This window comes from Microcoleus sp. AT8-B5 (assembly GCF_036705565.1).
Lineage (GTDB): Bacteria > Cyanobacteriota > Cyanobacteriia > Cyanobacteriales > Microcoleaceae > Microcoleus.
The window spans coordinates 46,092-59,770 of sequence record NZ_JAUBUY010000021.1 but is presented as its reverse complement, the minus strand read 5'-3'; the positions used below and the strand labels follow the sequence as shown (position 1 = coordinate 59,770).

Below are 13,679 nucleotides of genomic sequence, written 5' to 3'. Positions count from 1 at the left end.
GATTTGGGATTTAAATCTGGGTCTATTCCTCATGACAGTTGACAGTTGACTGTTTGAATATTTGGACATTTGAACAATACCGATGCCACCGGAAACGATTTTAGATTAAAATCTGGGTGCATTTGGGTTGAAAAACCAAAAATACAATTTAGATGCCGCACAGCTTAGGAATGAGAATTAAATAACTTGCATTTGTTGTAGGTTGGGTTGAGGAACGAAACCCAACAATCAAGCGTGGCGTTGGGCGGAGCGAAGCGTAGGGTTCGTTCCACGGGCCCAACCTACGAAGTTATTTAATCCACGATCCTTACAGCCAAAAGTCAACAGCCAACTGTCAACTGTCAACAGCCAACTGTCAACTGTCAACTGTCAACACTTTTCTAACTTGCAGCTTCATTCACCGGGAATCTATCGATTAACTGCATCGCCCGACAAGCATTCCTCCGCAAAGAATCGGAAACATGAGGAACATGAGGAATCTGAGACAAGAAATCCAAAGTCCGGCGCAAAATCCGCACCACATCCCCTTCATCCAAACTCGTATGGCTAATCAGTTCCAGCCATTCAACACCCAGAGCCCACTGTTCAACCAAAGTCACTAAATCCCGTTCCAGCCAAATCGGAATTGCAGAATCGTGCTTGCGCTGCACTTGAAACAATCGGCGGCGCAAGCCTTTTTGCAGATTGTCCAAAGGTGCCAAAACTTCTGGCGACAGCGAGTAGTGAGTCCAACTGTCGGGCCTGGAAACTTCTGTAACTAAGGCCGCGCAAGCTGCAGCGAGGTGGTGGGGGTCGAGTTCGTCAAACTCGGCAGACATCAGGGACAAACCCAGCCACAGTTCGTTATCGCCGCGAATGGCGGCGCAAGCTTGACCCAAGATTGTGGGTACTAACCTACCGGAGGAGTCATCTCGGTTTACATTTGCCGAAACTACTCTTTCCAAGCAGCCAAAATTCAGCAAGATGTCGATTAAGTTGAGAAATTCCTCCCAGTAGCGAGCTCTCTGCTTTTCTAAGTCTTCTTCGCTTTTGCGAACTTCTTTTTTCAATTCTTCCCGGCGGCGCTGACGTTTGAGCAAAGTACCGGGATTGCCCCATTCTAGAACCGGGTGAATTTCTAGCTGAGCTTCTAGGGCTGCGATTTTCCGCTGTTGCTCGTGAGCCTCTGGGGTCGGTTCTGGTGTGGGCAATGGTGGGATCGATGCAGCAATTGAAGCAGTTTCTTCAGTTCCCAAGCGGCACTGGCCGAGTCTCAGGGGCATTTCCGAGGGCGGGTTCAAGGTATCTGCAACGCTCAAGCGGGGTAATTCGGCGTGCAGGGTAGCGACATCGCTAATGGCGACGACATACCAGCGGTTATCTTTGCCCAAGCACACCAAATTTGGTGCTTGGCCGGAACCTGCGACTTTGGCAACCAATACGGCGGGTACAGGAGTTGTGTGCGATCGTTTGGCTGTCGGAACGTGCTTGCCTTTGAGACTCAGAACCGTGCCGAGCACTGCAAAAGCCACAGCTACGGACATTTCCTTAAATCTGGCTTCTTCAGCTTGCTGCAATAGAGTTTTCAGCAAACGTTTGTCTTCTTTGAGTCTGCCCTGCAATTTTTCGTAATGGGCGAGGTTTTTTTCCAGGGTGGAGACATTTCCTCCGGCCGCTAGGGACTGTTCCAGCACTGCTAATTCTGTTTGCAGTCGGTCTAATTCTGATTGCTGGGGCTGCAAGTACAAGGTAGACAGGTATTGACCAAAACTCCGCTCTACCAACTCTTGAGCTTCGTCGAGAGTGTGTGTTTGCAGCAAATTCAGCACCATGCCGTAGCTGGGCGTAAACTGACTGGCGAGGGGGTCGGCTTTGGCTGTTGCCAAATAGGAGGCTTCTTTTGCGCCTTCAAAGCGCGTCTGAACTGCGACCACGTGCCCCTGCTTGTCCATGCCCCGCCGACCCGCCCGACCGGCCATTTGGAGGAATTCTGAAGCGTTTAGCAGTCGGTGTCCCTTGTCGGTGCGCTTGGACAGGGTGGAAATGACTGTGGTGCGGGCGGGCATATTTATCCCGGCTGCTAGGGTTTCGGTGGCAAATACGACTTTAATCAAACCTCTGCCGAAGAGTTCTTCTACTAAACCTTTCCAAGCGGGCAAAATGCCTGCGTGGTGGGCGGCGATGCCTTTTAAAAGTGCTTCTTTTTGACCGAAGCGTTCTGCTTCTGGGTTTCGCTGTAAAAAATCGTCAATGATGCGTTTGAGTTCGGCTGTTTCGGCTTCGTTAACTAGGGAGAAGTTGCCGACTTCTGCGACTGCTTGGTCGCACCCGCGACGGCTGAAGATGAAGTAAATTGCTGGTAGCATATCTCGATCGTCCAACCGGGCCAAAACATCGGTCAAACTCGGAGTGGGAATGCTGCCTCTTTCTACTTTTTGCCCCTTCTTTTTGGGGACTAACCGGACATTCGCTCTTTTGCCGGTCTCGTCTAGCAGCGGAAATATCCCTTTTTGGTTGGCGAAGTGGAATTGCAGGGGTACTGGCCGAAAGTCTGAGTAGACGAGCTCTGTGGGCCCGTGGACTTTGTTAATCCAGTCTGTGAGTTGCTCGCTATTGGCAACGGTTGCTGAGAGGGCCAGCAGTTGAATTTCGCTCGAACAGTAGATGATGGATTCTTCCCAGACGGTACCGCGCTGGCGATCGTTCATGTAGTGACACTCGTCGAGCACGACGGTTTCGACTCCGGTGAGGGAAGTGCCGACTTCTCCGATCGGCGTACCGTAGAGCATATTCCGAAATATTTCGGTAGTCATCACCAAAATCGGCGCATCTCGATTGACGGAGATGTCGCCGGTGAGCAAACCTACGTTGTTGTCTCCAAATTGACTGCGGAAGTCGCGCAGCTTTTGGTTAGAGAGTGCTTTGAGGGGTGTGGTGTAGAAGACGCGCCGCCCTCTGTCGAGTGCTTGATGGATGGCGTATTCGCCGATTAACGTTTTCCCAGAGCCTGTGGGAGCGCACACGACAACGGATTTACCTGCATCGAGGGCGGCGATCGCCTCTCTCTGAAAGTTATCTAGCTCGAAGGGAAATATGGTCTTCAGATCCAGCTCTGGGCGGTTCTGGGCAGTGTCTGGCACAAGGATTATTATCAGGTTTCAGGGTAAGTATGCTGAAATCTTGCTAAAAGCAAGTCAGCAGAGGACTGTACTGATTTTAGATCAACGCCCGCAAATCGGCTATGAAGGAAGAGGGAAGAAGGAAGAGGGAAGAAGGAAGAGGGAAGAGGGAAGAAGGAAGAGGGAAGAAGGAAGAAGGCAAAAATTTTTTCTTTCTTGTGCCAACTGCCAAAACATGAGGTGCTCATAGGGCATAGGGTTCCGTGGGCATAGGGCTCGCCCCCATACCTCACCACGCTTGAGAACCGCTATATTGATTAGTCCCAGCCGAAGTCTCGATCGCACAATTGGGCTAATCTCTGATTGTGCGATCGAAAATATGCTCTCAATTGGTCGTATATTGTGTCGTTTAATATAAAAATAGCTGTTGGCTGTGAACTTGGCTCAAGTGCTGCGATTTGTGGATTAAACACAATACTATTCGACTAGATATCACAGAATAATATGAATGTCAAGCTCTTTTGATAAAAAGATTTGTAGGGGCGGGTTCACCCACAATATCTCACAAATACAAACAATCTAAATAAACCCGCCCCCTCCCCACTAATAACCTACATGAACCTTGATTTCCTCCCATTATCCAAACGTATAGATAGATTTACCGTTGGGTGGGGCGGGTTTAGGAGATTGTGGATTATTGACGATTATTGTGGGTGAACCCGCCCCTACAATTCCCGAAATGATTAGTCCCAGCCGAAGTCTCGATCGCACAATTGGGCTAATCTCTGGTTGTGCGATCGAAAGTATGCTCTCAATTGGTCGTATATTGTGTCGTTTAATATAAAAATAGCTGTTGGCTGTGAACTTGGCTCAAGTGCTGCGATTTGTGGATTAAACACAATACTATTCGACTAGATATCACAGAATAATATGAATGTCAAGCTCTTTTGATAAAAAGATTTGTAGGGGCGGGTTCACCCACAATATCTCACAAATACAAACAATCTAAATAAACCCGCCCCCTCCCCACTAATAACCTACATGAACCTTGATTTCCTCCCATTATCCAAACGTATAGATAGATTTACCGTTGGGTGGGGCGGGTTTAGGAGATTGTGGATTATTGACGATTATTGTGGGTGAACCCGCCCCTACAATTCCCGAAATGATTAGTCCCAGCCGAAGTCTCGATCGCACAATTGGGCTAATCTCTGGTTGTGCGATCGAAAGTATGCTCTCAATTGGTCGTATACTGTGTCGCTGATGGGGGGATATTGGGTGGCGTTGTATTTTTCGTAGGTTTGTAGTTGGTGCGGCGGTAAGTCTAGAAATTCTAAGACGCTGTTGTATGTGCCGAAGGGATTGGTATATAAGTCTTCGCTTTTGAGGATTAAAAGTTGTGATTTGGGAAAAAGTTTTATCCAGGCTGGGAGTTGATCGGCGTAAATGCCGCGGGTTAGATAACTGTGGTGTTGGTGTTCGTAACTGTAGTAGTTTGGGTTGGTTTGGAGTTTTTCTATTTCGCCTTTGAGTCTTTCGGGTTCGGCGGCGATCGCACTTTCTAATGATAGGGATTCGTAGCCTATTTTGATATAGTAATAATAGTGGGAGATTGCGCGTTCTACTGGGTTTCTCAGCAGGGCGATTATTTTAACTTTGGGACATAAATCATAAATTCGCTGGGGAACTTGGGGGTGACAGATATAGTAGGGGCTGGCTTCTCCGGTTAGTAGATTTTCGCTTGTTTGGGGCTGGGGAAATTGGGCGTAGTACCAGTCGGGGCTTTTGTCGAAGTTGAAGTCGAAGTAATGGATTTCTTTTTGGGCGGCGGGGAGGATTTGGGGATGTTGGATTAGGTAGTTGTACAGGGATGTTGTGCCGCCTTTTTGGGCGCCGATGATGATGAAGTCGGGGGGTTTGGGGGGTTGTTTCATGGGTGGGGATGGTAGGTTTATTTGGCGCTTGTACTGACAGTGTTTCGGATTTGGCATTTGTACCGATTGTCCGCCGGGGGTTTTAACCCCCGTCTCATAGCGCAAGTCCTTTGAAAAGGACTGAAGATGTATTTATATATCTAATATCTTAATATTTGATTAGTCCTATGCAAGAGGACTTTAGCTATGAGACGGGGGTTTTTAACCCCCGGCGGGCTGGGGCGCAAGACGAAAATTCGATCGCACTTGGGGGCATTAGGGCAATTCGATCGCACTTGGGGGCATTAGGGCAATTCGATCGCACTTGGGGGCATTAGGGCAATTCGATCGCCCAATTTAGATTTGATGGCGCTGACAGGCATAACGATTCGATGGGCTGATCGTGATTGTAGATTCCGGTGGTTGAAAAGCGCTAGCAAGGCGAACACATCAACAAAGCCTGCCAGACAAGGGCTGGGAAATACATCGGATACGATCGCGATCGCTGTTTTTGGGCGATCGCATTCACTCTGAGTCTGACCACGAATTTCAAAGGTGGTATCAAGCCCCCGCATTTATCTCGCGCAAGTCAATCGAAAATCGAAAATCGAAAATCCTCAAGAAAGAGCATTTATCTCGCGCAAGTCAATCTAAAATCTAAAATCTAAAATCTAAAATCGATTGACCCCTGACATTTCAATTTAACTAGATTAGAGTGGAGTTAGGAATATCTAATCCCTGCGGGGCAAATCTTTCGCGGAAATATATTATTATCGGCGGCGATTTTGGTTGCGGGTTTGTGGGTTTTATTTTTCAGCCAAGGTACAAATTTAAATTTGTGCAAGAGGCTGATATGCAGGTTGTGGAAAATGGGAACAATAAAGATGGGATTGTACTGTCGAGCAGTAACTACCAGCAATACCATCTCTGAAATTATTCAGGAAGGCGTCAATGTTTAAGAGCAAATTATCCAAAATTATCGTATCCCTGCTGCGGCGGATTGCTGGTGTTACCAGATCCGGGGCTAAGCGGCTGATGAGAGCAATGCTGCAAACCCTGATGGCTATGGGCCGGAGGGCGAGACTGCCGGTGGCGGGGTTTGTGCTGCCGACGGTGACGATGGTGTTGCTGGTAGTGATTTTGTTGACTGTGGCGATTACGCTACGATCGTTCGATCGGGCTAATACGGCGCGTAACGTGCGCGTGAACCAGCAGGTGCTGGCGGCGGCGACTCCCGCGCTCGATCGGGCAAAGGCGAAAATAAATTTCATGCTTTGGGAAGACCCGCAAAGACCGACGGGTACTCCATCCGATCGAGAATTGTACTTGAGAATGGCAAATGCTGACAAAGCTGCGACGGATCTTTATAGCTTTGGGGACGAGGAGCGACTGATACTTAAAGCAGACCTCGACGGTGGCGGCGTCAATCCCGCGAGTGACGCTAACCAACCTCCTATTCTTGCTGACGGCAAAACAGAAAATGAGTCGATCAATACTGCGTGGAGATATCCCGTAGATACTAACGGTGATGGCAAATTTGACACTTTTACTATTTACGGCATATTCTTCCGCAGTCCGAAGCGCAGTGATGTAGAACCAACTTTAGGCAACTTCACAAGGGCCAGAAGGTCGTTGGAGGCAAGAACGCCACCGACATCGGCCAAAAGTCTCAACCCGGAATGCGTGCAGGGTGGAGGTACTGTCGCTACTTTGGTAGGCGACTCGGGCTGGTACAGAATAGACGGCCCACTTAAAAAAAGTTTTTTTGTTGAGACAGTTAATGTACCGATTACACAGAAAGATATAGATAATGGCTTGGTAGGGAATTATCAAGCTTTCAACGGATCTGCCAGCACAGCCGCTCTGGAATACCAACAAGACCAACTCCGCATTCCCCTCGCAAACAATGCCGTTGTATATGAAGACGACTTGGATATATCGCCAGGGCCTCTGTTCAATCTAAACGGGCGGATATTCACAAACAGTAATTTGTTAGTGACCAACTTAAATGGGGGAGATAGGACACGACTGTATCAAGTTAGCAGCCCGGATTCTTGTTTTTACGAACAAGAAAATAGCAAAATTGTTGTGGGAGGCAATGTAGTTAATGGCTGGGCAGGCAATACCGCCGGAATTAATCCAGTAAGCGTGCATCTTTTCCAACAAGCCTCATCACTACCTACAGGTAATGGCAGAAACGCCGCCATGCTGACGGCGGCAAAAACTATTAGCAACGACGATTCTGAATCCACTACCGCCGATAGCAGCTTGGATGTACTTTACGACAATAAAGCCTATTCCGATCGCCTCTCTTCGCTAGTGAATGCACAGATGGGGCCACCGTTAGCCCCCAACAATGAGCGAGAACCTAACCCCCAGCCGGGAGACCCATTTTCCGTGCGAAATAAACCAGACACGCAAACCCGGAGCCAAGCGCTGGAAGAATATTTTAAACAGATGCTCCGCAAAGTTCCCTTTGCGGAAACAGCAAACCCGCCGACAACAACACCAGACCCGCCGATTGCAGGAGCGCAAGACCAACTGCGACCTGCTTTGCCGACATGGATCGAGCCGGATGATGGTACAACCCGTATCGAAGTCTTGCCCCAACTAGCAGCTCATAAGTTAGAAACAACACCACCAACTGAAGATGGCTCACCGCTAACTGAAGAAAAATTGCTGGGCGATCGGGTGATTGCGGGTAACAACTTACCAGCGAAAAGATGGAAGACCGATGACAATGAATTTACCAGCGCGCCAGAAGAAGTTCCCGGCAAGTGGAATCCTACCGACACCAGTGGCATTCCCCGCACGAGAACGCCCCAGGTGACAAAGCTGGCAGACGTAGGAGCGACAGACCGCGGTGGTTTCTGGGAAGGAGCAGCAGCGGAAAAACCTAAAAATCCCCTGGATGGCGTTGGCGGCCTGCGGGTGATCACCAGTGCAGGAGTTTACGAGCGCATCAATTCTTTTCTGCCACCACCCACTTGGATAGATTCAACTGGTAATTTATTGGGAAATGGCACAACTGATGCTTACGACGACCCAACTACCACCGGTACTGAGAAATACCCCGTTGTGTGGCCGGACTCCATGCCGATGTCACCTCTGGGAGCAGGCTCTCAAGTGTATAACAATAGTCTTCCCGGCGCTTATGATCCGATAAAGTGGACTCCGTGGCTGCCCGCCTGGTCAACAAATCTGCCAACCGTCGCCGCAGGATCGATCGATCCGAAGACTCCTCAGTATGCCAAGGGCGATTTACGGATGCGGGCGACAGCGGTTTATCACTACAAAAAAGACGGCGGCTACGTTCCACCTGTAGCACCAAACAAGCCCGATCTCACTAGCGTTCGGCCATTTGCCTGTGTCAGCAGCTATTACGACCCCAGCAACGCTTCCACAGCCAGAAATTTAGCTGGACTTCCCGATGATGTAAGCGGTCAGAACGCAACCCTAAACCCACCCGAATTAGGGACGAGGGGGGCTCAAATTGGCTCAAATAATGGGATAGTCTACGGCCCGCCGGTCGATCGAACACAAGATGCAAAATTAACTCCAGATGCAAACGGCTTATTAGTCGGCGCCACCCCCAATGATTTACAAACGCAAGCAAATTACGTGTTTCCTGACGGTAGGTTTGCCAACGAGCCTTTGAGAAACGCGCTGCTGAAAGAACCAGCCGATCGCACTCTGGCCGACAAAGCAGCGATCGATTCTACAATGTGCGCTTTAGGGATTATAGCCACCACCCCCTTACCATTCAGTCCTGATATTCCTGCCGGGGCAATTCAAGAAGTGGCATTTTTGAACGCTAGAGAAATCAAGGCGATCGATCGCGATGACCTCAATACCATCGTTAACGAAGCCTTTACGCTCAGCAGTCCACTGGGTACAGGCGCAGCAAAACTAACAGGCAATTACAACCAGCCCATAGAAGAACGGCAACCTTTAGAAATTCGCGCCACTCAGATAGACCTCAATCTATTGCGAAGCAACTCAATTGCTGGAGAGCCTTTACTGCCATACAGCGGGATTATCTATGCCAGCCGAGATGACGCGCTGCCTGATCGGAGCGATCGCACCGCAGGAGGCACCGGCATAGATAAAGATGAGAGTGCAAGAAAGAGCCCCACTGACTTCCTACTAGACCCCACTCGCAAGCCTAACGGAATTCTGCTGATTAATGGTGAAAAACTCGCCAGAGTTCCCAGCCTCCCTCCCACTGTGGCCAATGTAGTTCTGGAAAAAGGGCTGACTTTGGCATCGAATTTGCCCGCTTATGTTAAAGGAAATTTCAACCTTCACACCCAACAAGAATTTAAAGCTCCCTCCCAAGCAGAATTTAAAACTACTGCTGATTGGGAGAAGTTTTACAATCGCGCAAAAAACGACCTCAATAAAAACTTTGCGTGTCGCCCAAACGACCCCAGGCTGAGTGGTCAATGTACGATCGGCGACGAATGGCGCCCTGCAAACGTACTGGCAGATGCAATCACCCTGCTGTCCAAAAATTACCGTTTTGGCTTCCGCAACGAGGGAGATTTTGACCTCAGAAACAATGCGGGCGCTGCTGCTGTACTGCCCCGCAGACAGCAAGGATTTTTCAACAACAACTTTGTTACTAACGGACTTTCCAGCGGAGCGTTTTTAGCTAATGGCAATTTAAGGCCAGCAACAAATCCGATAGTTCTGACAGACGCTAACTACGTGGCTACAAATCCCCAGCCACTATGGAGTTCCTACTTCAACAACTTTGTCACGCCGGTACAGCGCCGCGGGAACTTCCCAGAGTACGTAATGGAAGTTTGTACAAAACTGCCAGTTTCTGCCTGTAAGGATGATGATTGGTACGTCGATCCAACATTGGCCACAGACCCACCCACAGCAGCAGGTAAGGCAAAAGTTGGTCCATACACAGCCGCTGCTTATCCAGCGGGAACAACTGCAATTCCCCCAGTACAAGAATTGCAGCGCTTCCCCCGCCGCGTAGCTTTTGAGAGAAAGAGTATAGCACCTTTCGATCTGACAAACCTGACTGATCCAAAGCCCTTGGGTATTAGTGGAGGAACTATCGCAGCAGGTGCGGGCGTTGCAAAAACTAACTCTCTGTGGTTTGCAGCCAAGAATGGGACTAATGTCGCTTACGATGCTACCAATATTCCCTATCCAATCAACACCAGCAACACCACTGCTGGCAATTCAGACGGCAGTAGAGTACCTCTACCAACCCTCGCCGCATCAAGCACAGCTCTTGCATCCTTACCAGCAGTAACAGTACCGACAACAGGCTACAGCTACAGTGGGTCGCAGCCGCTATTGATGCCAGTCCCGCAGTTCATGAGTGCAACAGCAGCCAACCCAGGTGCCCCGCGAGGTAGTGCCGCTGCAGACTCAACAGGGTGGATAACCCGGGCTGTAGAGACTACATTCAATATGGTGGTGGGAGCGGGCGACACTCCCTCAAGGAGGCTAGGTACTACGTCGTCGGGTGACTTTAACGGCGGCTTGCAAAACTTGCCCCGATTCTTGGAACTCTGGAACATAGGAAATCCTGCTACTTCTACTAACATCCAAGGGTCTTTCATCCAGCTAAACCGTAGCGCCTTTAATACCGCACCTTATATACCAACTCTGCCGAAGGACTATCTGTCATCGCCCAATAGCCTAAAAACTTTGTTCGCCCAATCGTCTAATCCTACTGCACAGGCTACTGCTATTCCTGGTGTTGACCAGCCAACAAAAATAATTGAATACAACATATCAGGTAATCAGCTTCCATACTTCAGCCCGCCCACCCGTAACTGGGGCTATGACGTGGGCCTGCTATCTCAGCCACCGGATTTGTTTACCCAAAAGTTCACAACTCCTCCCTCACAACGAACCCCGGACGAGTATTTCCGGGAAGTACCTCGCGATGACGAGTGGATCAAAACTTTGATGTGTTCTAAGGTGGCTCCAGGCGGCTCCAACGCCGACAAAAACGCCACCGAAAGCCTCACAACTGCCGATCGAGCTAAATGCTCCACTTAACCCTCTAACTTTCCGTCGCGCAACTACTGGAGTCCTACTTATGACTAAGCAAAAACCACACCAAAATTTATCCCAGTCACGAGATGGTGGCTACACGATTATCGAGTCATTGGTAGCGATGATTGTAGTTTCGGTACTGATGATCGCGATCGCCCCCGTGATGGCCTTCTCAGTCGCAACTCGCGTACAAGCGCGGCGGGTGGAACTGGCCACGCAGGCGGCGAGAACTTACATCGACACTCTCAGATCGGGGGCGATCGCGAGTCCAACTCAGACATATGACCCTTCCAATTCCATAATTCCTCCTGCTCCCGCAGACAAAACTAATTTGTACTGTTTTAAGTCAGAGCAAACGAGCGAGGTCTGTGGCAGCGACAAAGACTTTTACGTTCAGGGTATTCGTTCTCTAGGGGCCAAGCCGACAGACACAGGCTATTTCTTAAAAGTCCGGGTTTACAGAGCCGATGCCCCCTTCGGCTCTTTGATAACCCAAGAACAAGGAAAACAACAATCAGTTGCTAATTCAGGACTAGGCAACCCTAAATTGCCTTTGGTGGTAATGCAGACAGAAATTCCACCTACTACAACAGGAAATTCGTCTGCATATCGATCGTTGTGCGATCGTACCGGTGGTTGCAACTAATCAACAAAGTCCGCGGCGCGCTCGAATTTAAAATCGCTCCCCCATTTGACAAAGGAAACAGTCTAAATGAAAACTTTACTCAGGTGGCTTCTCAAAAGTCAGCACCAGAAAAACCGCTCCGGGCCAGATCAAACAGACAAGGGCATGACTCTCGTCGAGCTATTAGTCGGAGCAATTATGGCGTTTTTAATCATTACGCCGATGCTCGGTTTTGTAGTGGATATGCTGAATACCGATAGAAGGGAACAAGTCAAGTCAAACACCGAGCAAGACCTTCAGGCCGCCGTTGATTTCATCGCCCAAGATTTGAGTCAAGCTATTCATATTTACGATAATTCTGCTGCTGGCATTCCTGCGCTCCAAGCGGGAAATTTCATCCCAAATCAACCCGATAGAACTCCTATTCTTGTATTTTGGAAACGACAACTTCTCAAGGACTCTGTGCCAGTTAATGCCGATACTCCTCTACCAATAAATTGCGATCCAGAGGCTCAACCGGGTAAAGTCGGAGACTGTAACGACACTTATGTACTATCATTAGTTGCCTACTACCAGATCAAAGATAATAATCCTATTTGGTGTCAACCTTCAGGAGGTTCTTGTCCTACCCGTATCGCTAGGTATCAAATTAACGACGGATTGAAAGACACCAATTCAGGTGTTTATTTTACTGCTCCAAGCCAAGTAGAAAAATCGCAAGAAAAAAGTCCAGCTTACAATGGTACTCCCACGGGTAATATACCAGCTTTTGACATTTCTCAGCCAGATAAAAATGTGACTACAGGAGGTGCTAATTTCCCAGAACCCCCAGAGGTACTCGTTAATTACATCGACCACAGTAGCAATACCGAGACGGAATTACCAGCCACTGAATGTACAACGGCTCTTGGTGATCCTACAATCAAAATTGGAACTACAACATCCCCAATCCCAGAAAAGAGTCTAAAAATAACAGATTCTTTAAGTCCCAATCCAACTAACAGTTTCTACGCTTGTGTAGATACAGCTAAAAACATAGCTAGAGTTACGATTAGAGGAAACAGCCTGCGCCGCCTTCAAGCCAACGATGCTGAGTTCAAAACAACTAAGTCGGCATTTTTTCCAAGATCGAGCGTGCAAGTAAAAGGTCTAAGTGGGTTAGGAAAGTAACTGATTGGCTGAAACACATTTCTGAATCGCCGCCCGCCGATAAACAATAGGAGAATACCATGAAAACCCCACCAATATTATTAAAACTTTTGCATAACTCGGCTGCCAAGCCCAGCCCTAATTTCAACAAAACTGCATCCAGAAAAGATGATGGAGGATTCACGCTTCTAGAAGTGCTCGTGATAGCGTTGCTCATAGGTATATTTAGCTCGATCGCCGCTCCAAGCTGGCAGGGATTCATCAACAGACAAAGAGTTCGCACTGTGAACGATCGCGTTTTCCAATCATTACGACTTGCACAAAGTGAAGCAAAGCGAACTAAGCGCGATGTCACAGTTACATTTGATAGAACGGTCGATCCGCCAAAAATTACGTTTACCCCCCCACTAGCTACCGGTGGTAGTACACAGACGTTAGATGGTGGAGGCGAAATTCCACCCGGCACCATTGCACTTCGTCATAATGCGCCTGCACCTGCAAACTCGATCGTTTTTGACTACCTGGGTAATGTGAATGAACTTCCCGAAGATACATCAGTAAATCCAAGTGTTCGTCGATTTGTTGCCACAGTTTCTACTGTTAACGGTGGTGCTAAGCAGTGTGCGATCGTGGAAACTATCATAGGAGGCATGAGAACTGCTGAAGGAAATAATTGCCCAACGCTACCATAGTTTTCAATAAATTTAATCTTAATCTCTAACAGCAATTCCGCCTAAGTTCTGAATTGCTAAAATCTATTAACTTAAATTATTTTATATTTCAAATCCTATTAAAACCGTCAAAAAATGCAGCTATAACTAAAACAAATAATCATCCAGCCAGGAAATCAACTATTACTCAAAG

At 48.4% G+C, this 13,679-nt stretch carries 9 protein-coding genes; 5 read left to right on the top strand and 4 right to left on the bottom strand.

The annotated features are described in order from the left end of the window. Positions 1-380: 380 nt before the first annotated feature. The 4 genes from QUB39_RS16050 to QUB39_RS16035 form a co-directional block, all read right to left on the bottom strand. A complete protein-coding gene (locus QUB39_RS16050) occupies positions 381-3,119 on the bottom strand; it encodes a DEAD/DEAH box helicase (protein ID WP_333485097.1) in 2,739 nt (912 codons plus the stop codon). Positions 3,120-3,415: 296 nt separating this feature from the next. Beyond that, positions 3,416-3,571, bottom strand: coding sequence for a hypothetical protein (locus QUB39_RS16045; RefSeq protein WP_333210588.1), 156 nt, complete (start codon positions 3,569-3,571; stop codon positions 3,416-3,418). Positions 3,572-3,841: 270 nt separating this feature from the next. Then, a complete protein-coding gene (locus QUB39_RS16040) occupies positions 3,842-3,997 on the bottom strand; it encodes a hypothetical protein (protein ID WP_333210588.1) in 156 nt (51 codons plus the stop codon). Between the two features lie 270 nt (positions 3,998-4,267). Then, a complete protein-coding gene (locus tag QUB39_RS16035) occupies positions 4,268-5,032 on the bottom strand; it encodes a sulfotransferase domain-containing protein (RefSeq protein ID WP_333485096.1) in 765 nt (254 codons plus the stop codon). Between the two features lie 167 nt (positions 5,033-5,199). Between QUB39_RS16035 and QUB39_RS16030 the strand changes: the two genes are divergently transcribed. The 5 genes from QUB39_RS16030 to QUB39_RS16010 all read left to right on the top strand — a co-directional run bounded on the left by QUB39_RS16030 (position 5,200) and on the right by QUB39_RS16010 (position 13,507). Next, entirely contained in the window at positions 5,200-5,349 is a 150-nt protein-coding gene (locus QUB39_RS16030; protein ID WP_333485095.1) for a hypothetical protein, read from the top strand. Between the two features lie 613 nt (positions 5,350-5,962). Continuing rightward, positions 5,963-11,044 carry a hormogonium polysaccharide biosynthesis protein HpsA gene (gene hpsA, locus QUB39_RS16025; RefSeq protein ID WP_333485094.1) on the top strand — a complete coding sequence of 1,694 codons (5,082 nt, stop codon included), beginning with the start codon at positions 5,963-5,965 and terminating at the stop codon, positions 11,042-11,044. A 40-nt stretch (positions 11,045-11,084) separates the two neighbouring features. After that, positions 11,085-11,687 (top strand): prepilin-type N-terminal cleavage/methylation domain-containing protein, encoded by a 603-nt coding sequence (locus tag QUB39_RS16020; protein WP_333245976.1) that lies wholly within the window; start codon positions 11,085-11,087, stop codon positions 11,685-11,687. A 66-nt stretch (positions 11,688-11,753) separates the two neighbouring features. After that, positions 11,754-12,836, top strand: coding sequence for a hormogonium polysaccharide secretion pseudopilin HpsC (gene hpsC / locus QUB39_RS16015; RefSeq protein WP_333055996.1), 1,083 nt, complete (start codon positions 11,754-11,756; stop codon positions 12,834-12,836). Positions 12,837-12,895: 59 nt separating this feature from the next. Beyond that, a complete protein-coding gene (locus tag QUB39_RS16010; protein ID WP_333485093.1) occupies positions 12,896-13,507 on the top strand; it encodes a prepilin-type N-terminal cleavage/methylation domain-containing protein in 612 nt (203 codons plus the stop codon). Positions 13,508-13,679: the final 172 nt, after the last annotated feature.

Bases quoted from the DNA above. Each gene is read 5' to 3' on its own strand.
- QUB39_RS16030 (WP_333485095.1), top strand. From the start codon at position 5,200: ATGCAAGAGGACTTTAGCTATGAGACGGGGGTTTTTAACCCCCGGCGG.
- QUB39_RS16035 (WP_333485096.1), bottom strand. From the start codon at position 5,032: ATGAAACAACCCCCCAAACCCCCCGACTTCATCATCATCGGCGCCCAA.
- QUB39_RS16010 (WP_333485093.1), top strand. From the start codon at position 12,896: ATGAAAACCCCACCAATATTATTAAAACTTTTGCATAACTCGGCTGCC.
- hpsA (WP_333485094.1), top strand. From the start codon at position 5,963: ATGTTTAAGAGCAAATTATCCAAAATTATCGTATCCCTGCTGCGGCGG.
- hpsC (WP_333055996.1), top strand. From the start codon at position 11,754: ATGAAAACTTTACTCAGGTGGCTTCTCAAAAGTCAGCACCAGAAAAAC.
- QUB39_RS16020 (WP_333245976.1), top strand. From the start codon at position 11,085: ATGACTAAGCAAAAACCACACCAAAATTTATCCCAGTCACGAGATGGT.